This is a genomic window from Bradyrhizobium liaoningense (genome assembly GCF_018130825.1).
Classification (GTDB): Bacteria; Pseudomonadota; Alphaproteobacteria; order Rhizobiales; family Xanthobacteraceae; genus Bradyrhizobium; species Bradyrhizobium liaoningense_B.
The window spans coordinates 75,294-98,273 of sequence record NZ_JAFCJS010000013.1; the positions used below are offsets into that span (position 1 = coordinate 75,294).

20 protein-coding genes are annotated in these 22,980 nt (G+C 66.4%); 11 read left to right on the forward strand and 9 right to left on the reverse strand.

What is annotated here, in order from left to right; translation table 11 throughout:
• Positions 1-6 precede the first annotated feature (6 nt).
• Positions 7-582, reverse strand: a complete 576-nt coding sequence (locus JQ603_RS36065; RefSeq protein WP_212347750.1) for a glycosyl transferase — start codon at positions 580-582, stop codon at positions 7-9.
• 332 nt (positions 583-914) lie between these two features.
• On the opposite strand from JQ603_RS36065, the gene JQ603_RS36070 reads away from it, so the two are divergent.
• Positions 915-1,754, forward strand: coding sequence for an RMD1 family protein (locus JQ603_RS36070; protein WP_212347753.1), 840 nt, complete (start codon positions 915-917; stop codon positions 1,752-1,754).
• Between the two features lie 212 nt (positions 1,755-1,966).
• Here the strand turns inward: JQ603_RS36070 and JQ603_RS36075 are convergent, their stop codons facing one another.
• Together JQ603_RS36075 and JQ603_RS36080 are read right to left on the reverse strand one after the other, a co-directional pair.
• Positions 1,967-3,181 (reverse strand): acetate/propionate family kinase, encoded by a 1,215-nt coding sequence (locus tag JQ603_RS36075; RefSeq protein ID WP_212347756.1) that lies wholly within the window; start codon positions 3,179-3,181, stop codon positions 1,967-1,969.
• A 4-nt stretch (positions 3,182-3,185) separates the two neighbouring features.
• Positions 3,186-5,573: a phosphoketolase family protein gene (locus JQ603_RS36080; protein ID WP_212347759.1), complete on the reverse strand. Its 2,388-nt coding sequence runs from the start codon at positions 5,571-5,573 to the stop codon at positions 3,186-3,188.
• 210 nt (positions 5,574-5,783) lie between these two features.
• On the opposite strand from JQ603_RS36080, the gene JQ603_RS36085 reads away from it, so the two are divergent.
• The 4 genes from JQ603_RS36085 to JQ603_RS36100 all read left to right on the forward strand — a co-directional run bounded on the left by JQ603_RS36085 (position 5,784) and on the right by JQ603_RS36100 (position 10,019).
• Positions 5,784-6,950, forward strand: coding sequence for a PA0069 family radical SAM protein (locus JQ603_RS36085; RefSeq protein ID WP_212347762.1), 1,167 nt, complete (start codon positions 5,784-5,786; stop codon positions 6,948-6,950).
• 38 nt (positions 6,951-6,988) lie between these two features.
• Entirely contained in the window at positions 6,989-7,444 is a 456-nt protein-coding gene (locus JQ603_RS36090) for a VOC family protein (protein WP_212347765.1), read from the forward strand.
• 77 nt (positions 7,445-7,521) lie between these two features.
• On the forward strand, positions 7,522-8,355 hold the full coding sequence (locus JQ603_RS36095) for a ribonuclease HII (RefSeq protein WP_212347767.1): 834 nt from the start codon (positions 7,522-7,524) through the stop codon (positions 8,353-8,355).
• Positions 8,356-8,510: 155 nt separating this feature from the next.
• The gene (locus JQ603_RS36100) at positions 8,511-10,019 is read left to right on the forward strand and encodes a glycosyltransferase family 39 protein (protein ID WP_212347770.1); all 1,509 of its coding nucleotides are present in this window, start codon (positions 8,511-8,513) and stop codon (positions 10,017-10,019) included.
• A gap of 111 nt (positions 10,020-10,130) precedes the next feature.
• Here JQ603_RS36100 and JQ603_RS36105 read toward each other — a convergent pair whose 3' ends face one another.
• A complete protein-coding gene (locus JQ603_RS36105) occupies positions 10,131-10,934 on the reverse strand; it encodes a uracil-DNA glycosylase (protein ID WP_212347773.1) in 804 nt (267 codons plus the stop codon).
• A gap of 135 nt (positions 10,935-11,069) precedes the next feature.
• On the opposite strand from JQ603_RS36105, the gene JQ603_RS36110 reads away from it, so the two are divergent.
• The 3 genes from JQ603_RS36110 to JQ603_RS36120 all read left to right on the forward strand — a co-directional run bounded on the left by JQ603_RS36110 (position 11,070) and on the right by JQ603_RS36120 (position 15,748).
• Positions 11,070-12,731 carry an electron transfer flavoprotein-ubiquinone oxidoreductase gene (locus JQ603_RS36110; protein WP_212347776.1) on the forward strand — a complete coding sequence of 554 codons (1,662 nt, stop codon included), beginning with the start codon at positions 11,070-11,072 and terminating at the stop codon, positions 12,729-12,731.
• Between the two features lie 310 nt (positions 12,732-13,041).
• Positions 13,042-14,838, forward strand: a complete 1,797-nt coding sequence (locus tag JQ603_RS36115) for a tetratricopeptide repeat protein (protein WP_212347779.1) — start codon at positions 13,042-13,044, stop codon at positions 14,836-14,838.
• A 25-nt stretch (positions 14,839-14,863) separates the two neighbouring features.
• Positions 14,864-15,748, forward strand: a complete 885-nt coding sequence (locus tag JQ603_RS36120) for a 4-(cytidine 5'-diphospho)-2-C-methyl-D-erythritol kinase (RefSeq protein ID WP_212347782.1) — start codon at positions 14,864-14,866, stop codon at positions 15,746-15,748.
• A 122-nt stretch (positions 15,749-15,870) separates the two neighbouring features.
• On the opposite strand, the gene JQ603_RS36125 is transcribed toward JQ603_RS36120, so the two are convergent.
• From JQ603_RS36125 to JQ603_RS36145, 5 genes are all read right to left on the reverse strand, one after another.
• Positions 15,871-16,746, reverse strand: coding sequence for an alpha/beta fold hydrolase (locus tag JQ603_RS36125; protein ID WP_212347784.1), 876 nt, complete (start codon positions 16,744-16,746; stop codon positions 15,871-15,873).
• Entirely contained in the window at positions 16,739-17,371 is a 633-nt protein-coding gene (locus JQ603_RS36130; RefSeq protein WP_212347787.1) for a LysE family translocator, read from the reverse strand. Before JQ603_RS36130 ends, JQ603_RS36125 begins: the two co-directional genes overlap by 8 nt.
• Positions 17,372-17,415: 44 nt before the next feature.
• Positions 17,416-18,678, reverse strand: a complete 1,263-nt coding sequence (gene fabF, locus JQ603_RS36135; RefSeq protein ID WP_212347790.1) for a beta-ketoacyl-ACP synthase II — start codon at positions 18,676-18,678, stop codon at positions 17,416-17,418.
• Between the two features lies 1 nt (position 18,679).
• Positions 18,680-19,195 carry a winged helix-turn-helix transcriptional regulator gene (locus JQ603_RS36140; protein ID WP_212347793.1) on the reverse strand — a complete coding sequence of 172 codons (516 nt, stop codon included), beginning with the start codon at positions 19,193-19,195 and terminating at the stop codon, positions 18,680-18,682.
• 432 nt (positions 19,196-19,627) lie between these two features.
• Positions 19,628-20,635 (reverse strand): polyprenyl synthetase family protein, encoded by a 1,008-nt coding sequence (locus JQ603_RS36145; protein WP_080135719.1) that lies wholly within the window; start codon positions 20,633-20,635, stop codon positions 19,628-19,630.
• 133 nt (positions 20,636-20,768) lie between these two features.
• Here JQ603_RS36145 and JQ603_RS36150 point away from each other — a divergent pair, with 133 nt between their 5' ends.
• From JQ603_RS36150 to JQ603_RS36160, 3 genes are all read left to right on the forward strand, one after another.
• A complete protein-coding gene (locus JQ603_RS36150) occupies positions 20,769-20,996 on the forward strand; it encodes a DUF2007 domain-containing protein (RefSeq protein ID WP_183244346.1) in 228 nt (75 codons plus the stop codon).
• Positions 20,989-21,756 (forward strand): tRNA1(Val) (adenine(37)-N6)-methyltransferase, encoded by a 768-nt coding sequence (locus JQ603_RS36155; protein WP_212347796.1) that lies wholly within the window; start codon positions 20,989-20,991, stop codon positions 21,754-21,756. The genes JQ603_RS36150 and JQ603_RS36155 overlap by 8 nt, the downstream gene beginning before the upstream one ends.
• 215 nt (positions 21,757-21,971) lie before the next feature.
• Complete coding sequence (locus JQ603_RS36160) at positions 21,972-22,880, forward strand: S49 family peptidase (protein WP_212347799.1); 909 nt, start codon at positions 21,972-21,974, stop codon at positions 22,878-22,880.
• Positions 22,881-22,980: the final 100 nt, after the last annotated feature.

The following is a 22,980-nucleotide window of genomic DNA, read 5'->3' on the forward strand; positions in this document are numbered from 1 at the left end:
GCGACCTCAGCCGACCATGACGATCCGGCTGCGCAGCATGGTCCGGGACGAGCGGCCGAGCCGCCGCAGCAGCCGCGCCTCGGAACGGCGGGCCTGGGGCGGATAGCCGCCGATCCGGTCGTAGTGATCACGCGCGATCAAAAGGCCCTGATCGCCGAACGGCCCGGCCAGCTTGCGCGCCACGGCCCGGAGGACGTCGCGGAATCCGGTCTCGGCGTAAGGCGTGCGTGCATAGCGGAACACCGCCGCCCGGTCCCGGCCGCTGGTCGCGACGGTCTGGATGAATTGGGTGGTCTCCTCGATCCAGCCGGTTTCGAGCACCGCGCCTGCGGGGAGGAACATCAGCCAGGGCGAACGAGCCTGAAGCGCGCCGGCGGCGAGCGCCGCGCCCTGCGAGGAACCCTCGAAGCCGACGAAACGGCAGCCTGCGACGTCGGCAACGCGCTCGATGACGCCGTTGCGGGTGCCATCGACCAACAGGACTTCCCGGATGATGCCGGCGGCGGCACCGGGCACCAACGCGGCCAGGGTTGCGACCGCCGTCTGCTCGACGCCTTCGGTCGGAATGATAACGCTCAGCATGATTGAGGCTTCAGTGTCTCCGCTTCGGGAGAAGCGCAACTCGTTATGATATTGTCATAAACACGCGGCATTGCCGAGTGCAACTTTTCGGCGGGGCTTCGCTGTTCGATGGTAAACTGCGAGAACCATCGCATCTAAATATGTCTCCTGCGGGGTGGCAATGTTGCCGAATATTTCGGCGCGAATTCGCGGTGACCGTATTATCCCGGAGTTTTGCCGCGATCTTTGCGCAGCATGCAGGCCGCCGCAATCCTGCCTGCGGAGGATGCGGGCGGGCCGACACCGGAGAACGGGAAAAGCCTGCAGTCCACGGGTGTTGACGAGGGCCTTGCATGAACGCCGATCAACTCGCCGTTAGCGTGCCGACAGCATCTCCCAGGCCGGACGCCGTGCCGAGCTTGCGGATCCGGGCGCTGATGCTCGGAGACCGCATCAATGCGTCCGGCCTCGAGATCGGCACGCTGGTGTCGTCGACGCCGGCCGCCTTCCGCGTTCACGCCGGCCTCGCGGTGATCTTCCGGTACGGCGTCGTGGTGCTGATCGGCCTGTTGCCTTCGGAGGAGAAGGTGCTGATCGACAGCCTGAAGACGCGCGTGATCGGCGAGTTCAGCCCCTACGAGGAGGAGATCGCGCAGGCGCAGCTGTGCAAGGACGAAAGCAGTGAAGCGATCCAGCCGGGCGGGCCGATCTGCCTCGCCAAATTCTCCGATGACCGGTTGCTTCTGGTCGCGGATGCGCTCGCCAAGAGCACGTCGCTGGCCCGCGACGAGCGGCGGGTCGCGGCGGTGTTCGACGTCATCGAGCCGTTCGCGCGCGAGCTCGCCGAGCACGGCCGCACGCCGCGCCGTCGCAAGGGCATCCTGCAACTGATCGGCAATGCGCTGCTGGTGCAGCAGCGCGTCGCCGGCCGTGTTGCGGTGGCCGAGAAGCCCGACGTGCTCTGGGAGAAGCCCGAGCTCGACCGGCTCTATGCCCGCCTCGAAGACGAGTACGAATTGAAGGAGCGCCTCGACACGCTCGAGCGCAAGCTCACCGCCGTGTCGGAAACCGCCAACGCCTTGACCGACATCATCGACACCCAGCGCTCGCTTCGGCTCGAGATCGCGGTCGTGGTGCTGATCCTGATCGAGGTCGCGATCGGCTGCATCCAGATCCTGTCGGGGACTCACTGAGAGCGAGCGACTGCGCATTGCAGTGCCCTCTCCCCTCATGTCCGCCGAAGCCTTGACGAAGGCGGATGCGGGAGAGGGCAGCAGCGCTGGTGGACGTGGGCTCACCGGGGTGAGCGGTCTGTCTCCGCGAGTCCGGAATCGTAGGGTGGGCAAAGGCGCAAAGCGCCGTGCCCACCATTTCTGCTTGGTGGGCACGCTTCGCTTTGCCCACCCTACGATACTGTCTTGTCGGCTTGAGCTCCCATCGCTCGCAGCACGCTTGCACAATGCCGCGCGATCGTTAGCTCTTCGTTCGTTGGGATCACGAGCACTTCGAGAGCACTGTCGCCATCGTTGATCCGCTCGCGCGCTGCGGCATTCGCAGCCGCATCGATGCACACGCCGAGCCAGGCGAGACGCTCGCCGATCGCGCCGCGGATCTCGCCGGCATGCTCGCCGATGCCGCCGGTGAAGACGAGGCAGTCGAGCCCGCCGAGCGTGGTCGCCATCATCGCGATCGCCTGCGCCGCGCGGAAGGTGAAGAGATCGACCGCCTCTCGCGCCGCTGGCTCGCGGCTCGCGAGCAGCGTGCGCATGTCCGCGGAGAGGCCGGAGACGCCGAGCAGGCCGGACTGGTGATAGAGCAGGTGCTGGACCTCCTCGACCGACATCCTCTCGTGCTGTTGCAGATAGAGCAGCACGCCGGGATCGATCGTGCCACAACGCGTGCCCATCACGAGGCCATCGAGCGGCGTCAGCCCCATCGTGGTGTCCACGCTGCTTCCGTCGCGCAGAGCACACAGGCTTGCCCCGTTACCGAGATGTGCGATGACGGTGCGTTTGGCCGCAAGCTCCGGCGCGATCTCGGCAAGGCGGCGCGCGACATATTCGAAGGACAGGCCGTGGAAGCCGTAGCGCCTGACGCCGCGCGTCTCGAAGCGCCCGGGAATGGCGAAACGGCTCGCCGGCGGCGCGAGGCCGTGGTGGAAGGCGGTGTCGAAGCAGGCGATCTGGGTCAGCGCGGGCCGGATCGCCGAGATGGTGCGGACCGGCGCGAGGCAGCGCGGCTGGTGCAGCGGTGCCAGCGGCGTCAGCGCCTCCAGCTTCGCTGTGACCTCGTCCGTCAACGCGACGGGACCCGAATGATCCGGACCGCCATGAACGATGCGGTGACCGACCGCGCGCAAGCAGCCCTGACCGAACCGATCCTCGATGAAGGCGAGCACGTCGGTGAAGAGATGACCGCCGTCGGCATCCGCGGCGTCTCTCCGCGTCTCGAACAGGTCCTCGCCCGCAGTGCTCTTCACGACGAGCCGCGGCTTGTCCTCGTGCTCGTCGAGCTGGCCCTTGCACAGCAGGATGGGGTCGGAAGCCGCAATTTCGAACAGGCCGAACTTGATGCTCGACGATCCCGAATTGAGGACCAGAACCGCTTCCGGTGCCGGCATGAGGTCACCCCGTCTTGCCCGGCCAGACCCAGTCGCGGACCTCGGGCATGTCCTCGCCGTGCTCGCGCACATAACGGGAGTGTTCAATCAGCTTGTCGCGGAATTGCTGCTTCACCCGCGCGGCCCTGGTCGCCAGATCAGGCACGCGTTCGATCGCCTCGATCGCGAGGTGGTAGCGGTCGAGCTCGTTGAGCACGACCATGTCGAACGGCGTCGTCGTGGTGCCTTCCTCGGCAAAGCCGCGCACATGCAGGCCGGCATGGTTGGTGCGGTTATAGGTCAGCCGGTGGATCAGATAGGGATAGCCGTGATAGGCGAAGATGACGGGCTTGTCGCGCGTGAACAGGCTGTCGAAGTCGCGGTCGGACAGGCCGTGCGGATGCTGCTCCCTCGGCTGCAGCGTCATGAGGTCGACGACGTTGACGACGCGGATATTCAGATCGGGCAGCGCCTTGCGCAGGAGATCGACGGCGGCGAGGGTCTCCAGCGTCGGCACGTCGCCGGCGCAGGCCATCACCACGTCGGGCTCGGCGTTCGTGTCTTCGTTGCCGGCCCAGGTCCAGATGCCGATGCCGGCATCGCAATGCGTCGCGGCCTCCTGCATCGACAGCCATTGCGGCGCCGGCTGCTTGCCGGCGACGATCACGTTGATGCGATTGTAGGTGCGCAGGCAGTGGTCGGCGATCCACAGCAGCGTGTTGGCATCCGGCGGGAAGTAGATGCGGACGATGTCGGCCTTCTTGTTGGCGACGAGATCGACGAAGCCGGGATCCTGGTGGCTGAAGCCGTTGTGATCCTGGCGCCAGACATGCGAGGTCAACAGATAGTTCAGCGAGGCGATCGGCCGCCGCCACGGCAGATGCCGCGTGACCTTCAGCCATTTGGCGTGCTGGTTGAACATGGAATCCACGATGTGGATGAAGGCTTCGTAGCAGGAGAAGAAGCCGTGGCGTCCGGTGAGCAGGTAGCCTTCGAGCCAGCCCTGGCAGAGATGCTCGCTCAAAACCTCCATCACGCGGCCGTCCTGGGCGAGATGCACGTCGTACGGTTCGGTCGGCTCCATCCAGACGCGTTCGGTCGTCTCGAACACGGCGTCGAGCCGGTTTGACGCGGTCTCATCCGGACCCATGATGCGGAAGTTGCGCTCTTGCGCGTTCAGGCGGATGACGTCGCGCAGGAATTTGCCGAGCTCGCGCGTCGCTTCGCCCGTAACGCCGCCAGGCTGCGGCACGTCCACGGCGAAGCTGCGGAAGTCCGGCAGCTTCAGCTCCTTCTTGAGCAAACCGCCATTGGCATGCGGATTGGCGCCCATGCGGCGGCTGCCTTCAGGGGCGAGCGCCTGCAACTCGGGAATGAGCGCGCCGCTCGCGTCGAACAGTTTTTCCGGCTCGTAGCTGCGCATCCAGTCTTCGAGGATCTTCAGATGCGCCGGGTTCTCGCGGCAGCTTGCAACCGGCACCTGATGCGCGCGCCAGAAATCTTCGACCTTCTTGCCGTCGACCTCCTTCGGTCCGGTCCAGCCCTTCGGGCTGCGCAGCACGATCATCGGCCAGCGCGGCCGCTCGACCGTCTTGCGCCCGTCGCGGGCGTGTTGCTGGATCGAGCGGATGCTGGCGAATGCGACGTCGAGCGCGTCCGCCATGGTCTGGTGCATCAACTTGGGATCGTCACCCTCGACGAACAGCGGCTCGTGGCCGAGGCCGCGGAAGAGATCGCGGATCTCGCTGTCAGGCATCCGTCCGAGCACGGTCGGGCCCGCGATCTTGTAGCCGTTGAGATGTAGGATCGGCAGCACCGCGCCGTCATGGGCCGGGCTCAGGAATTTGTTGGAGTGCCAGGACGCCGCGAGCGGACCGGTCTCGGCTTCACCGTCGCCGACGACGCAGGCGACGATCAGATCAGGGTTGTCGAACGCCGCGCCATAGGCGTGCACCAGTGCATAGCCGAGCTCGCCGCCCTCGTGGATCGAGCCCGGCGTCTCGGGCGCAGCGTGGCTCGGAATGCCGCCGGGGAAGGAGAACTGCCTGAACAGCTTGCGCAATCCGTCCGCATTGCGGGCGATGTCAGGATAGATCTCGCTATAGCTGCCCTCGAGGTGGGTGTTGGCGACCATGCCCGGCCCGCCATGGCCGGGGCCGCAGACATAGAGCACGCTGACATCCAGCGCGCGGATGACGCGGTTGAGATGCGCGTAGATGAAGTTCAAGCCGGGTGTCGTGCCCCAATGTCCGAGCAAACGCGGCTTGATGTGCTCGGGTCGCAAGGGCTCGCGCAGCAGCGGGTTGTCGAGCAGGTAGATCTGCCCGACCGAGAGGTAGTTGGCAGCGCGCCAGTAGCGATCGAGGAGATCGAGGTCGCCGCTCGCGGCGGCCGTTTTTTGTTGGATTGTCATGTTCCTGCCGACCTTCACACAGCGATCGTCATCAACCCGGTTCCGGCGTGATCGATCCGTCGGTCATGAAACGGGATGACTGCGACGCCGGTGTTGCGAGAGGTCAAAGGCGGGCGCGCGAAGTTTGGGCAGCGCTACTGTGCATGGGGTTGTTTTCGAGTTTTTTGTTTGTGTTCTTGATTTGTTCCTTTTGCATGCTATCTTGGCTTCATGAGTCCAGCAGCATCCTCTCATGCTCTCAAGCACCCGCCGGTCAAGGCGCCCTCCGAGCCGGCGGGTGCGGACTCTGATTTTCCTGAATTGGCGGTCGCCATCGACCGCCAGCGCAGGCGAGGGCGGGGCGCCCAGTCCAATGCCAGTGGCCGCTATGAGGCCGAGGCGCGAGTCGCCTTCGACGACGGCTGGCAGAGCCTCGAGGATTTGCCGCCGTTCAAGACGACGGTGGCGGTCGACACCTCGCGCAAGGTGATCACCCGCAACGACTCTCCCGACATCGGCTTCGACCGATCGATCAATCCCTATCGCGGCTGCGAGCATGGCTGCGTCTATTGTTTCGCGCGGCCGACCCACGCCTATCTCGGCCTGTCGCCGGGGCTCGACTTCGAGTCGAAACTGTTCGTGAAGCCCGAGGCGCCTTCGCTATTAGAAAAGGAGCTCGCCGCCCCCGGCTACGAGCCGCGGATGATCGCGATCGGCACCAACACCGATCCCTATCAGCCGATCGAGCGCGAGCGCAAAATCATGCGCCGCATTTTGGAGGTGCTGGAGCGCGCCGGGCATCCCGTCGGCATCGTCACCAAATCGGCGCTGGTGGTGCGCGACATCGACATTCTCGCGCGGATGGCCAAGCGCAACCTCGCCAAGGTCGCGATCTCCGTGACCTCGCTCGATCCGAAGCTGGCGCGCACCATGGAGCCGCGCGCCTCGACGCCGCCGAAGCGGCTGGAGGCACTGAAGCAGCTCTCGGAGGCCGGCATTCCCACCACCGTGATGGTCGCGCCGGTGATCCCCGCGCTGAACGATTCCGAGATCGAGCGCATCCTCGATGCTGCCGCCCATGCCGGTGTCAAGGAGGCCTCCTACGTGCTGCTGCGGCTGCCGCTGGAGGTGCGCGATCTCTTCCGCGAATGGCTGATGGCGAACTATCCGGACCGCTACCGCCACGTCTTCACGCTGATCCGCGACATGCGCGGCGGCCGCGACTACGACGCGAAATGGGGCGAGCGGATGAAGGGCACGGGACCGATGGCCTGGACCATCGGCCGCAGATTCGAGATCGCCTGCGACAGGCTGGGGCTCAACAAGCGCCGCTCCAAGCTGACCACGGATCACTTTGCGCGGCCGAAGCGGAACGGCGATCAGCTCAGCCTGTTCTGACCGGGCAGTTCTGATCGGGAAAGTGGAAGAGGCGTCGCATGAGCAAGGAACTCACGGCCCCGATGCCGCGGCTGACCGTCATCACGCTCGGCGTCAGCGACATCCGCGCCAGCATCGCGTTCTATGATGCCCTCGGCTTTTCGCGCCGGCTGAAGGCGACCGGCGAGGCGGTCGCGTTCTACGACACCGGCGGTTCGGTGCTCGCGCTGTTTCCCTGGGACCAGCTCGCGGCGGATGCGTCCCTGCCTGATGAGCCGAGGCCGGCGGCGTTCCGCGGCACCACGCTCGCCTGGAACTGCCGCACGCGCGATGAGGTCGATACTGTCCTGGCGTTCGCCGTCAGCAAGGGAGCAAGGCTGCTGAAGGCCGGGTGCGAGACCGATTACGGCGGCTATTGCGGCTATTTTGCCGATCCCGACGGCCATGTCTGGGAGGCCGTGGTCGCGCCCGGCATCGAGGTCGGCGAGGACCGGCGGGTGCATCTGGCGGAGTAGGGCGGCCGATCTGAATAACGGGAATTATCCGGGGTTCCCGGTTGCGCCGGCTGGGTTGCTTGCGCACGATCCCGGCCATGATTCGGGACAAGTCCGCCAGGAAGCCGGCCAAGGGTGCGCCAAAAGAGGATGCTGCGAAGCAGGCAGCGCCTGCCAAGGCCGCCAAAGCCCCCGCCGGCAAGAAAGGCGTCATCGCGATTGCGCCGCCGAGCTTCCGCCGCGAGCGCGCGTTGATCAAGCGCGGCGTCTGGCCGGTCGCGGGCTGCGACGAGGCTGGCCGCGGCCCGCTGGCCGGCCCCGTGGTAGCGGCCGCGGTGATTCTCGATCCCGACCGCATTCCGCGCGGCATCGACGATTCCAAGCGCCTGACCGCCGAGGAGCGCGAAAGACTGTTCGACAAGATCTGCGCCACCGCCCAGGTTTCGGTCGCCGTCGCTTCCCCGGCGCGAATCGATCGCGACAACATCCTGCGCGCCTCGCTGTGGGCCTTGAAGCGCGCCGTGGTGGCATTGCCGCAGCCACCGCAACATGTCTTCGTCGACGGTCGCGACAGGCTCGATACGGCTTGCGACTGCGAGGCCGTGATCGGCGGCGACGGCATCGTGCTGTCGATCGCGGCGGCCTCGATCGTCGCCAAGGTGACACGCGACCGCCTGATGTGCGCGCTGGCGCAGGACTGCCCCGGCTACGGTTTCGAGCAGCACAAGGGCTACGCCGTCCCCGAGCACCTCGACGCGCTCGACCGCCTCGGCCCCACCGTCCATCACCGCAGCTTCTTCGCCCCCGTCGCCGCCGCCCGCGCCAAGCACATGCCCTGGACCGTCGAGCCGGTGCAGGACCTGTTCTCGGTTACCGACGTGGAGGTGCAGCTGGAAGCGGGCGTCGAGATCGACGCGTCGCCGGGCCTTTAAGCATTCATCTGTCACTGCGGCGCTCTTCGCCTCTCCCCGTAAGAACCGGGAGAGGGAGCAGACCGAAGTTGCCACGACGCGCGACGCCCTTTATCAAAACAGATGCGAGCGAATAGGGCCGGCTGGACGGGTTGGCTGCATCTTTCGGACGTTGCATGCGGTTTACCTCCCTGGTCATCGAGCTCATTCGCGCCCGGCCGCGGCTGATCGTTTGGATCGCCGTGCTGCTGCAGGCTTTGATGTGGCTGTTCGTGGCGCTGGTGTTTTATCGCAGCCCGCCCGGCACGCTCGCGACCCTGCTGGCCTTCGGCAGGGAATACCAGGTCGGCACCGATCTCGGCCCGCCCTTGCCGGTCTGGCTCGCCGACATCGCCTATCGGCTTGCCGGCGGCCACATGTTCGGCGTCTATGTCCTCGCCCAGCTCTGCGAGATCACGACCTTCATCGCGCTCTATCATCTCTCGCGCGCCGTGGTCGGATCTCAGCAAGCGGTGCTTGCCGTGCTCCTGACCATGACGGTGCTGGCCTTCTCCTCGCCCGCGCTTGATTTCGGCCCGCTCGTGCTGGCCCGTCCCCTCTGGGCGCTGCTGCTGCTGCACTCCTGGCAGATCATCGGCCAGCGCCGCGGCAATGCCTGGTTCGCCTGGTCGATCGAGGCCGGCCTGCTGCTGCTGACGACGCCCGCCGCGGTCTTCCTTCTCGCCTTGCTCGTTATCTTTGCGCTCGCGACCGCCGGCGGCCGCCGCACGCTGCTCGCGCTCGATCCGCTATTCGCACTGATCGTCGTCGCCGTGCTGGCGCTGCCCTATGCCGTCTGGCTGATGCGGGCCGAGACGCTGGTGCTGCCGGCCCTGCCGCAGGTGGCCGAACTGAGCACCCGTGCGATCCACGCGGCCTGGCTGCTCGGCGGGCTCGTGCTCGGCGCTGCCGCGATCCCGGCGCTGACCTTCCTCAACACCCGCCTGTTCGTCGCCAAGGGCGAGGAGGCGCCGATCATCTACCGCCCGCCGGTTGAGCCGTTCGCGCGCAACTTCGTCTATTTCTTCGCGCTGGCGCCGGCGCTCGGCGCGGTGCTGATCTCGGCCGTGCTCGGCCTCGATTCCGTCGTCGGTGGCGCCGGTGCCGTGCTGGTCATGTCGGGTCTTGCCGTGGTCGTCGCCGCCGGCGACCTCATCGCGATGCGCCGTGCGCGGATGCTGCGCATGGTATGGGCTGCCGCCGTCGTCGCGCCCGCCGCCGGCGTGGTGCTTGCCGTGCTGTTCCTGCCCTGGACCGGTGCCAACGAGATTGCGACCTCGATGCCGGCGCGCGCGATCTCGGATTTCTTCGACGAGAGCTTTGCCCGCCGCACCAACCATCGCCTGCGTGCGGTGGCCGGCGAGACCCAGCTCGCGAGCCTGATCACGCTGCATTCCGGCCGGCCGCATCTCTTCATCGATGCCGACCCCGCGCGCACGCCATGGATGAATCAGGCCAAGTTCAGCGAGACCGGCGGCGTCGTGGTCTGGCGCGCCTCCGACACCGCCGGCACCCCGCCGCCGGAAATCCTCAAGCGCTTCCCCGGCATCGTGCCGGAAGTGCCGCGCGCCTTCGAATGGCTGGTGACCGGCCGCCAGCAGCTGCTGCGCATCGGCTGGGCCATCGTGCGGCCGAAGGGGACGTGAGGCGCGCAGTTGCTCCGGACGCAGACATCGTAGGGTGGGCAAAGCGAAGCGTGCCCACGACATTATGGTGGGCACGGCGCTTTGCGCCTTTGCCCACCCTACGAGAGCTCGCTAGTTCGCCAGCACCTTCGCGATTGCCCGCAGATCCTGCCAGGCCAGGCGTTTGTAGGACGGCGAGCGCAGCAGATAGGCCGGGTGGAAGGTCGGCAGCGCCCGGATGGTGCGCTGGCCGGTGTCGTACTCGAACCAGCGCCCGCGGGTGCGCATGATGCCTTCCCGCGTCGACAGCAGCGTCTGCGTCGAGGGATTGCCGAGCGTCACCAGCACATCCGGGTTCACCAGCTCGATCTGGCGCTGGATGAAGGGCAGGCAGATTTGCGTCTCCTGCGGCGTCGGCGTGCGGTTGCCCGGCGGCCGCCAGGGAATGACGTTGGCAATGTAGGCGGTGGTGCGGTTGAGCCCGATCGCCCCGATCATGAGATCGAGCAGCTTGCCGCTGCGCCCGACGAAGGGCAGTCCCTCGATATCCTCGTCGCGGCCCGGCGCCTCGCCGACGAACATGATGCGCGCCTGCGGATTGCCGTCGGCGAACACCAGCCGCGTCGCCGTGTGCTTGAGCGCGCAGCCCTCGAAATTCTGCATCAGCTCGCGCAGCGCCTCCAGCGTCGGCGCGGTGCGCGCGGCCTCGCGCGCCGAAGCGATGGCGACGTCGGGCGCAGGCGCGGCCTCGCCGCGCATCACCGTCGGCGCCGCAACCGGACGGGGCGCCTCGACCGGCGCCGTACGCGGGGCAGGCGGCGGCGTGTCGATTTCCGCCAGGCGGTCTATCGGTTCCTCCGCCAGCGCGCAGTCGACTCCGGCCTCCAGATAGAAGGCGAGCAGCTCTCGGACGGTGGGTGCGGGTTCGAGGATCATGGGAAAGTCTGACTTTTATATCACCTTGGCCGGCCTTGCATCCCGCCGGAACGCGATTCCGAGGTTGTCCTACCCGGAAAAATCGGAAACAAGAGGGCGCAAACGACCAAGGACCGTCTCAAGGGCTGAGATCAGATGAGCACCGAAGAACTTCCCCCGCGCGAATCCATGGAATTCGACGTCGTCATCGTCGGCGCCGGCCCCTCGGGCCTGTCGGCCGCGATCCGGCTGAAGCAGCTCAACGCCGATCTCAACGTCGTCGTGGTGGAGAAGGGCTCCGAGGTTGGCGCGCACATTCTTTCGGGCGCGGTGATCGACCCGGCCGGGCTCGACAAGCTCGTTCCGGACTGGCGCGAGGATGCCGACTGCCCGCTGAAGACGCAGGTGAAGGACGACCGCTTCTACTGGATGACCGGCGGCGGCGCGATCAAGCTGCCGAACTTCATGATGCCGCCGCTGATGGACAACCATCACTGCTATATCGGCTCGCTCGGCAATGTCTGCCGCTGGCTGGCGCGGAAAGCGGAGGCGCTCGGCGTCGAGATCTATCCGGGCTTTGCCGCGGCCGAGGTGCTCTACGACGAGGGAGGCAAGGTCAAGGGCATCGCCACCGGCGACATGGGTATCGGCCGCGACGGCCAGCCGAAGGATTCTTTCACCCGCGGCATGGAATTGCTCGGCAAGTACACGCTGTTCGCCGAAGGCGCGCGCGGCAGCCTGACCAAGCAGCTCATCAACAAGTTCGCGCTCGACTCCAAGAGCGAGCCGCCGAAGTTCGGCATCGGGCTCAAGGAAGTCTGGCAGATCGATCCCGCAAAACACCAGAAGGGTCTGATCCAGCATTCGTTCGGCTGGCCGCTCGATCTGAAGACCGGCGGCGGTTCGTTCCTCTATCATTACGACGACAATCTCGTCGCCGTCGGCTTCGTCGTGCATCTCAATTACGACGATCCTTATCTGTCGCCGTTCGACGAATTCCAGCGCTTCAAGACCCATCCCTCGATCCGAGGCACTTTCGAAGGCGCCAAGCGGCTCGCCTATGGTGCGCGTGCGATCACGGAAGGCGGCTACCAGTCGGTGCCGAAGCTCAGCTTCCCCGGCGGCGCGCTGATCGGCTGCGCGGCCGGCTTCGTCAACGTGCCGCGCATCAAAGGCGTGCACAATGCGATGGGTACCGGCATGCTGGCCGCCGAGCATGTTGCGGCCGCGCTCGCTGCCGACCGCGCCAATGACGAGCTCGTCGAATACGAAAACGCCTGGCGCTCCTCGTCGGTCGGCAAGGATCTGTTCCTGGTCCGCAACGTCAAGCCGCTGTGGTCCAAGTTCGGCACCGTGCTCGGCGTCGCGCTCGGCGGCTTCGACATGTGGTGCAACACGCTGTTCGGCGCCTCGCTGTTCGGCACCCAGTCGCATTCCAAGCCTGATCGTGCCACGCTCGATCCAGCCAAGCAGCACGCCCCGAAGAACTACCCGAAGCCGGACGGCAAGATTTCCTTCGACAAGCTGTCCTCGGTATTCCTGTCCAACACCAATCATGAGGAGGACCAGCCGGTCCATCTCAAGGTTGCGGACATGAACCTGCAGAAGACCTCGGAGCACGACGTCTTCGCCGGTCCCTCGAATCGCTATTGCCCGGCCGGCGTCTACGAGTGGATCGAGGAAGGTTCGGGCCCGCGTTTCCAGATCAATGCCCAGAACTGCGTCCACTGCAAAACCTGCGACGTGAAGGACCCCAACGGCAACATCACCTGGGTTCCGCCGGAGGGCGGCGGCGGCCCGAACTACGAGGCGATGTAAGAGCGGGCTCAGCCGGAGCGGATCAGGTCGCAAAGCGTGATCTGGCGCACGTTCGCGTGAGAACCCGGCCGCGGCTACCTGTCGCGGTCACGATAAGGCCATAGTAGCGGCGTCTTGGGGCGGTCTTGACCGGTCAGTTGGCCGATTTGGGGCGTGCGGAGGGGATCGCCCGGTCCGAATCCTTGCGGTGAACCGCCAAAAGCGGCATTGTCGGCCCGACGGTTCCGGGTCCCGATGCCACTGGCCGCGTTCGCATGCGAGACGGCCTTCTGCTGCAAACCCAGGCACTACCAACTCAAGGCGAGCCCTGATGTTCTCAAATCGTTTCAACCGCTGGACTGCTGCCGCCATCGCCCTCATGGGCACAGCGATCGCGACGGTCCCCGGCGCGGTCCTGGCGCAGACGCCGGATCACCCGGCCGACACGGCGGCGCAGTTTCCGACCCGAAACGATCTGAAGTCGCTCACCGGTGCCGGCAGCTATCTTGCCGCCCGCCACGCCAGCGTCGAACGCGATGCGGCTTCGGCGGCCGCCTTCTACCGCTCGGCGCTCCGTACCGATCCCAAGAACAACGAGCTGCTCGACCGCGCCTTCATCTCCTCTGTCGCCGACGGCGACATCGATGAGGCGGTCAAGCTCGCCGAGCGCATCCTGACCATCGACAAGACCAACCGCGTCGCGCGTCTCGTCGTCGGCGTGCATGATCTCAAGTTCAAGAAGTACGCGACCGCGCAGAGTAACATCAATCAGTCGATCCGCGGCCCGATCACCGATCTCGTCGCCACGCTGCTGTCGGGCTGGGCCGCCTATGGCGCGGGCGATGCCAAGGGCGGCGTCGCCACCATCGACAAGCTCGCAGGTCCCGAATGGTATCCGCTGTTCAAGGATCTCCACGCCGGCATGATCCTCGAGCTCGCCGGCAAGGAGAAGGACGCGGGCACGCGCTTCGAGCGCGCCTACAAGCTCGACGATTCCATGCTGCGCGTCACCGAGGCCTATGCGCGCTGGCTGTCGCGCAACAAGGATTCGGCCGCGGCGACCACCGTCTATCAGGCGTTCGACAAGAAGCTCGCCCGCCATCCGCTGATCGTGGAAGGTTTGCGCGACACCAAGGCCGGCAAGAAGCTGCCGCCGCTGGTCGATTCCGCGCAGGCCGGCGCCGCCGAAGCGCTCTACGGCATCGGCGCCACGCTGACCCGCCGCGGTGGCGAGGATCTGGCGCTGGTCTATCTGCAGCTCTCGCTCTACCTGCAGCCCAGCCATCCCTTGGCGCTGCTCTCGCTCGCCGATCTCTATGAATCGGTGAAGCGGCCGCAGATGGCGATCAAGGTCTATGAGCGCGTGCCCGCGACCTCGCCGCTGAAGCGCAACGCGCAGATCCAGCTCGCCATCGACCTCGATTCGGCCGACCGCACCGACGAGGCGATCAAGATCCTCAAGGGCGTCACGACCGAGGATGCGAAGGATCTCGAGGCCATCATGGCGCTCGGCAATATCGAGCGCGGCCGCAAGCGGTTCGGCGACTGCGGCGCGACCTATTCGCAGGGCATCGAGGTGCTGACGCCGGGCAACGACAAGGCCAACAGCGTCTGGTACTACTATCGCGGCATCTGCCAGGAGCGTTCCAAGCAGTGGGCCAAGGCCGAAGCCGACATGAAGAAGGCGCTCGAGCTCCAGCCCGACCAGCCGCATGTCCTCAACTATCTCGGCTATTCCTGGATCGACCAGGGCGTGAACCTCGACGAGGGCATGAAGATGATCAAGCGCGCCGTCGAGCAGCGTCCCGACGACGGCTACATCGTCGACTCCCTCGGCTGGGCCTACTACCGCATCGGCAATTACGAAGAGGCGGTGAAGAACCTCGAGCGCGCGATCGATCTCAAGCCGGAAGATCCCACCATCAACGATCACCTCGGCGATGCCTATTGGCGCGTCGGCCGCACGCTGGAAGCCAAATTCCAGTGGTCGCATGCGCGCGATCTCAAGCCCGAGCCGGATGACCTTCCGAAGATCGAGGCCAAGATCGCCAACGGCTTGACCGAGGACAATTCGAATTCTTCGGCCGCGCAGGCGGAGAAGAAGAAGGACGACGGCAAGGGCGGCTAAGAGTGGGTTTGGGGGCTGATCGCCGATGTCGGCGTTGATTGAAGAAGGGCGGGCGAAGGTCAATTTGAGCCTTCGCGTCGTCGGCCGTCGTGCGGACGGCTATCATGATCTCGAAAGCGTGGTCGCGTTCGCCGATTGCGCCGACCGGCTCACGCTGGAGCCCTGCGGCGAGCTGAAGCTCACCACCACCGGACCGCTGGCCGCAGCCTGCGGCGACACCTCCGACAACCTCGTTTTCAAGGCGGCCAAGCTTCTGGCCGAGGCCGTGCCGGGCCTGAAGCTCGGCGCTTTCGCGCTCGACAAGGTGCTGCCCGTGGCCGCCGGCATCGGCGGCGGCTCGGCCGATGCCGCGGCGGCGCTGCGCCTGCTGGCGCGCCTCAACAATCTGTCGCTCGACGATCCACGCATGCAGCAGGTTGCGCTCGCGACCGGCGCCGACGTGCCGGTGTGCCTGTTCTCGCGCGCCTGCGACATGACCGGCGTCGGCGAGCAATTGCTGCCGCTCGCCTTGCCGAGCATGCCCTGCGTGATGGTCAACCCGCGCGTGCCGGTTGCCACCAAGGACGTGTTCCAGGCGCTGGGCCTGCGCAACGGCGAGCTCCTGGTCGGCGCCACCTCGGTCCTCGAAGCGCCGGCCTGGCCGGAGGAGGGGGCCTCGATCGCCGATTGGGTCGAGGTTCTCGAAACCGTCGCCAACGATCTCGAGGCGCCCGCGCTGCGGATCGAGCCCGTGATCGGCGAGGTCCTGGACGCCTTGCGCTCCTCCGCCGGCGTCAAGCTCGCCCGCATGTCGGGCTCGGGCGCAACGTGCTTTGCGATCTATGGCGCAGCCACCGATGCGCATGCCGCCGCCGAGAAGATCCGGCGCGACCACCCCGGCTGGTGGGTGCATGCGGGGACGTTGAGCTAGGTCTGTCCCCGGCGACGGTGCCGTAGGGTGGGCAAAGGCGCGAAGCGCCGTGCCCACCGTCTTTCAGATACGGCGACAGGAGCGTGGGCACGCTTCGCTTTGCCCACCCTACGGCAGTGGCGCTAGAGGCTTTCTTCGCCGAGCCCCAAAAACCGCTGGATCTCACCCAACACCTCCTGCGGCTTGTCGTGCTGCAGCCAGTGCCCCGCGCCGGCGATGGTCTCGATCCGCGCCTGCGGGAAGTAGCGCTCCAGGCCAGTGGCCCTAGCGCCCGCCAGAAAGCTCTCGCCGGCATTGAGCAGCAGCGTCGGGCAGGCGATGCGCGACCACAGTGCGACGTGGTCATCCGCCCAGAGTCGGTGCGGCGCACTGGCGCGCTGATAGGGATCGAACTTCCAGCTAAAGGTGCCGTCCTCGTTCTGCCGCGCGCCGTGCGTGGCGAGATGCAGCGCGAGCTCGCGGGTGAGGCGCTTGTTGTGCAGCACCATCTGTGCGGCGGCGTCCTCGAGGGTCGCATAGCGACGCGGCGTGCGGTCGTGCAACTTGTCGAGCTGACTGACCCATTTGTTGATGCGCTCGTGCACGGGCGGCTTCGGCGCATCCGGCAGCATGGTCACGCCGTCGAGGACCACCAGCCTGGTGACCCGCTCAGGGAATGAGCCGGAAAAGATCAGGCTCACCATGCCGCCCATCGAGTGGCCGATCAGGGTGATCTGAGGCGCGGCGATGGTGCGGACGAGCTGGACCAGATCGTAGACATATTCGGTCAGCGCGTAGCTGCCGCCTTTGGTCCAGTCGGAATCGCCGTGGCCGCGCAGATCGGGCGCGATCACGTGGAAATGCGGTTGCAGCGAGCGCGCGAGGGCGTCCCAGCTGCGGCAATGATCGCGTCCGCCATGGACCAGGATGAGCGGCGGCGCGCTCTCGTTGCCCCAGTCGGCATAGTGCAGCCGCAGGCCGTGCGATTCATAGAAGCGGTCTTGCGGGGCGCTAGCCATGTGCGGGCCGCCGCGCCAGCGCGAGCGAGAGGCCGAGGCCCGCGATGAAAACGCCGGAGCCTTGCGTGAGGCGCCGCATCAGCTGCGGCCGTCCGACCAGTTGCGCGCGCGTCGCGGAGGCCATCAGCACCACGACGACATCGGCGAGCGTGTTCAGCGTCACCGAGATCGCGCCCAGCATGATGAATTGCAGCGTGGGGTTCGCCCCCGCGGGATCGAGGAATTGCGGAATGAAGGCGAGGAAGAACGCGGCGGTCTTCGGGTTCAGCGCCTCGACCAGCACGCCGTCGCGAAACGCGCGCTTGTCGCCAACCGCCTTGCATTCGAGCGACAGCGTACGGCCGGCGCTGCGAAACGTCTTGATGCCGAGCCAGACCAGATAGAGCGCGCCGACAAATTTGACCGCGGTGAACAGTTCCGCGCTGGCCAGGATGATCGCGGAGATGCCGAGACTGCCGGCCACGACATGGACCATGCCGCCCAGCGCGGTGCCCGCGGTCGAGGCAAAGCCGCTTGCGCGTCCCTCGGACAGGGTTCGTGCCGCGACGTAGAAAATGCCGGGGCCGGGGATTGCTGCGATGAGGAATGCTGCGGCCAGGAACAGCCAGAAATTGGTTTCGGTCATCCTGTTTTGGTAGCGCAGGCTGCCGCGATTGCAAGGCCCCTCGTTCAGCCCATGCGGCGGAAGATCACGCTGGCATTCACCCCGCCGAAGCCGAAACCGTTGGAGATGGCGTGCTGCATCGGCATCGGCCGCGCGCTGCCTGAGACGATGTCGATGCCGTCGGCGCTCGCGTCGGGGTTTTCGAAATTGAGCGTTGGCGGCGTGATCTGGTCGCGCAAAGCCAACACGGTGAAGATCGCTTCCAGGCCACCGGCGGCGCCGAGCAGATGGCCGGTGGCCGATTTCGTCGCGCTCACGGCGATGCCGTTGTCGCGGCCGAACAGCGCGCCGATGGCGCCGAGCTCGCTCTCGTCGCCGGCCGGCGTCGACGTCGCATGCGCGTTGAGGTGCTGCAGATCCGCGGGCGCAAGCCTGGCCTGCCGCAGCGCGATCTCCATGGCGCGGCGGGCGCCGTCGCCATCGGGCGGACCCGACGTCATGTGGTAGGCATCCGCCGTCGTGCCGTAGCCGACAATCTCCGCGATCGGCGCGGCGCCGCGTGCGAGCGCATGCTCGAGGTCCTCGATCACGAGGATGCCGGCACCTTCGCCCATGACAAAGCCGTCGCGGTCGCGATCGAACGGGCGTGAGGCGCGCGCGGGTTCGTCGTTGAAGCCGCTCGACAGCGCGCGTGCCGCGGCAAAGCCGCCGAGGCTGACGATGTCGATGCAGGCCTCGGCGCCGCCACAGATCGCGACGTCGGCTTCGCCGGCGCGGATCATGCGCGCGGCATCGCCGATCGCCTGTACGCCCGCGGCGCAGGCCGTGACCGGCGTGCCCAGCGCGCCCTTGTAGCCGTATTTGATCGAGACGTGGCCGGCGGCGAGATTGGCGAGGAACGAGGGGATCGTGAACGGCGACAACCGGCGCGCGCCGCGCTGCTCGGTGATGCGCACGGCTTCCGCCATTGCAGGAAAGCCGCCGACGCCGGAGGCGATGATCGTCGCTGTGCGTTCCAGCGCGCCTGCATCCTGCGGCGTCCATTTGGCTTGCGCGACGGCTTCTGCCGTGGCGAGCAGCGCGAACAGGATGAAGCGGTCCATCTTGCGCTGATCTTTTGGCGCCGCGGCCTGCGCCGGATCAAAACCACCTTCGGCGTCATCGGCCTTGTCGGGTACGAGTCCGGCGATGCGGGCGGGAAGCGCCTGCGCCCATTCGGGCAGGGTGCGCAGTCCGCTTTGGCCGGCGAGCAGCCGGCGCCAGGACAGTTCGACACCGCAGCCGAGCGGCGACACCGCGCCCAATCCCGTCACGACGATACGACGCATGTCAGTCTCCAGCAAGCGCGACGGCCGGGTTCATGGCCTTGAGTGAAGCGAGCCGCCTGCGCATCCCGCGGCTGGCGCGCGGCCCGGGAATGGCGATGGTATTGGCGAGCGTGATCGGCTGCATGTCGGCAGCGTCGACCACGACCGGATCGAACGGGCGTGCTCCGTTCCGGCTTGCCAGCAGGATGGATTCGCCTTTGGGGGCGAGATGCTTGTTGCCCCAGGCGAGCAGCGCCACGATCACGGGGAAGAAATCCCGCGCCTTGTCCGTCAGCACATATTCGTACCGCGGTGGCCGCTCTTGATAGCGGCGCCGGACGAACATGCCGCTCTCGGTGAGATGGACGAGCCGCCGCGACAGGATGTTCGGCGCAATGCCGAGGCTTTTCGAGAACTCGTCGAACCTCGTCGCGCCCTGGAACGCATCCCGCAGGATCAAAATGCTCCACCATTCGCCGACCGTCTCCACGGCGCGGCCGACGGGGCATTCCAGGATCGAGGGGGATTTGGGCTGCATGACGGGAGGTTAGGGGAGTTACTTGCAAAATGCAAGTCACTGGGTGGGCGGCTTTCCGACTCGGTGGGGCGAGTTGCGGGTCTTGGGGGACGTCGCTGAAAGTTGAATGCGGGTTGGCGAATGGCGCCTGCGCGCCTTGCTCCGTCATTGCGAGCGTAGCGAAGCAATCCAGATTCTCGCCGCGCGGACAGACTGGATTGCTTCGCTACGCTCGCAATGACGGTGTCGAAGCGGTGACGACGCTATCTCACCAGGGTCGTCCCGGCGAAGGCCGGGACCCATAACCACAGGGAGAAGTTTGACGAAGATTGGTAGTGAGGTGTAGGCGCGCGGTACGGGCACCGGCGCGCTTACAGATGGATCACGCGGTATGGGTCCCGGCCTGCGCCGGGACGACAGCAAGGGCGTGGCGGGCAGTGTGCCGATAACGTCCTAATGCGACCGTGCCAAACAGAACGCCACGACCTGCTCCAGCGCGCTCTTCATCGGCGAGGGCGGGAACAGGGCCAGCGCGTCGACCGCCATGGCGCCGTAGTGCTGGGCGCGGCTCAGCGTGTCCTCGAGCGCGCGGTGCTTGTTCATGAGCCCGATGGCGTGGTCGAGATCGCTGTCACCGATCTCGCCGCGCTCGAGCGCCCGGATCCAGAAGGCGCGCTCGGTGTCGTTGCCGCGGCGGAAGGCGAGCACGACGGGCAGCGTGATCTTGCCCTCGCGGAAATCGTCGCCGGTGTTCTTGCCGAGCTTTGCGCTCTTGCCGCCATAGTCGAGCACGTCGTCGACGAGCTGGAAGGCGATACCGAGATTCATGCCGACCGAGCGGCAGGCGGTCTGCTCGGCCTTCGGGCGGTTGGCGATCACGGGGCCGACCTCGCAGGCTGCCGCGAACAGCTCGGCGGTCTTGCCGCGGATCACGGCGAGATATTCGTCCTCGGTGGTCGCGGTGTTCTTGGCGGCGGCGAGCTGCATCACCTCGCCCTCGGCGATGGTGGCGGCGGCCGCGGAGAGGATGTCGAGCGCGCGTAGCGAGCCGACCTCGACCATCATGCGGAAGGCCTGGCCGAGCAGGAAGTCGCCGACCAGCACGCTGGCCTCGTTGCCCCAGAGCATGCGTGCCGAGAGCTTGCCGCGGCGCATCTCGCTCTCGTCGACGACGTCGTCGTGCAGGAGCGTGGCGGTGTGCATGAACTCGACGGACGCGGCGAGCTTGATATGGCCGTCGCCGGTGTAGCCGGCGAGGTTGGCCATGGCGAGCGTCAGCATCGGCCGCAGGCGTTTTCCCCCGGAGGAGATCAGATGGTTGGCCACCTCCGGGATCATGGTCACGTCCGACCCGGTCCGCGACAGGATCGTGGCGTTGACGCGCTCCATATCAGGGGCGACAAGGGCAACCAGCTCTTCGATCGACGCGCCGGGAGTTTCGAAAGGTACGATGACGGCCACGCCGGTCTCCAATATTTGCCCCGGAGGGGCTATTCTGATGGAAATACAATAGAAACTGGCGGCGGATGCGGCAAGGCCCGCGGAACCATTGACATTTGCCGCTTTCGCCCCTTTCAGGCAGGAGACCTGCGTTTTGCGTGAACTGGTTCGGACCAACGATATGGTGCTGGTGTCGGCGATCGGCGCGCTGCTCGACGGCGCCAATATCCACCATTTGGTGCTGGACCAGAACATGAGCATCATCGAGGGCTCGCTCGGCATCCTGCCGCGGCGGATCCTGGTCCATGAGGACGACGCCCTCGAGGCCCGGCAGCTCCTGACCGACGCCGGTCTCAGCCACGAACTGCGCGGCGATGATTGAGGCCGCAGCCGATATTACCGAGGACGCCTTTCTCGGCGGCCAGTTGCTCCTGAAGCAGAAGCGGTCCGGCCATCGCGCCGGACATGACGCCATCCTGCTGGCCGCGGCGACGGTGGCCCAGGCCGGTGACCGCGTGGTCGACCTTGGCGCCGGCATCGGCACGGCGGGGCTGGCGCTTGCCCGGCGCGTCGCGGGGATCAGGCTCAGCCTGGTCGAGATCGATCCGGAACTGGCGGGGCTCGCGCGCGCCAATGCCGCGGCGAATGCGATTGCCGCCGAGGCGATCGTGCTCGACGTCACGGCCGACGCGCAGGCGTTCGCGGCACATGGGCTTGTGCCCGACAGCGTCGAAGTGGTGTTGACGAATCCCCCCTTCAACGATCCCGCGCGGCATCGTGGCTCGCCGGATCAGGCGCGTCACACCGCACATGTCGCGACCGAGGAGACGCTGCATGCGTGGGTGCATGCAGCGCGGCGTATTCTCAGATCGAACGGCGTGCTGACTCTGATCTGGCGTGCGGACGGAATCGCCGACGTTATGGCAGCGCTGTCACGCGGCTTCGGCAGCCTTGTGGTCCTGCCGGTTCATGGCGAAGCGGGAAAGCCCGCGATCCGCGTGCTGGTGCGCGCAGTAAAAGGCGGTCGCGCTCCGACGCGATTGCTGCCGGGCCTGATGCTTAACGAAGAGTCAAACGTGCCTAAAAAACAGGTGAGGGATATTCTGGAGGGGAGGGCGGCGTTGCCGCTGGCGGAGCCGTGACGGCTTACTGCGGAAGCGATTCCGTCTGCTGTTCGGACGAAGACGTGAAGCGAATCGCCGTGAAAAGCGCACCGATCAGCAGCAGCAGCAGATAGATCTTCATGGCGTTTCCTCCGCTGCCTATTGCAGCTTCCCAACCGGGATTCTGCAAAACACGTTCCAGGCACTTTCAATGACACTCGCGTGATAAGAAATGGTTAATCAGAGGTAAGGGCATGGCCGAACAATTGAGTGATCGTGGGAGTTCCGGCCTGGCCGACAAGCTCATGCAATATCTGCCGGCGCGCTTTCGTCCCGGCACGGCCGTCGTGCCGGTGGTGCGGCTGTCGGGTGTGATCGGCGCGGTGACGCCGCTGCGTCCGGGCATGACGCTCGCGGGCGTCGCGCGGATACTGGAGCGGGCGTTTTCGTATCGGAACGCCAAGGCGGTGGCGCTGGTGATCAACTCGCCCGGCGGCTCGCCGGTGCAGTCGCGGCAGATATTCTTGCGCATCAAGCAGCTCGCGGCGGAGAAGAAGCTGCCGGTGCTGGTGTTCGTCGAGGACGTCGCGGCCTCGGGCGGCTACATGATCGCCTGCGCGGGCGACGAGATCTTCTGCGATCCGTCCTCGATCCTCGGCTCGATCGGCGTGGTCGGCGGCAGCTTCGGTTTCCAGGACGCGATCAAGCGGCTCGGCGTCGAACGGCGCCTCTATACCGCCGGCGCGCACAAGGCGATGCTCGATCCGTTCCTCCCCGAAAACCCCGACGACGTCGCCAAGCTCAAGGCGATCCAGCGCGAGATCCACCAGATCTTCATTTCGCTGGTGAAGGAGAGCCGCGGCGCGCGGCTGAAGGGGACGGACGATACCCTGTTCACGGGCGAGTACTGGGCCGGCGACAGCTCGATCGCGCTCGGGCTCGCCGACGGCATCGGCGATCTCCGCTCAACTCTTCGTGCCCGCTATGGCGAGAAGGTTCTCACCCCCGTGATCGCACAGCCGACCGGGCTTTTGTCGGGCCTTCTGGGGCGGAAATCGCCCGGCGCGGGCCAGCTTTCGGCCCTGGAATCAATGGCCGGGTTGCCGGACGAGCTGATCTCGGCGGTCGAGACGCGGGCGATTTGGGCGAAATTCGGGTTTTAGCGGTCGGTAGTCCCCGCGCCATTTGGCCCGGGGTCTGCCGATTGCGGCGCGGCCCCGACTGCGCGACAATGCATGTGGGGGCTGAGCACTAGACAAGGAT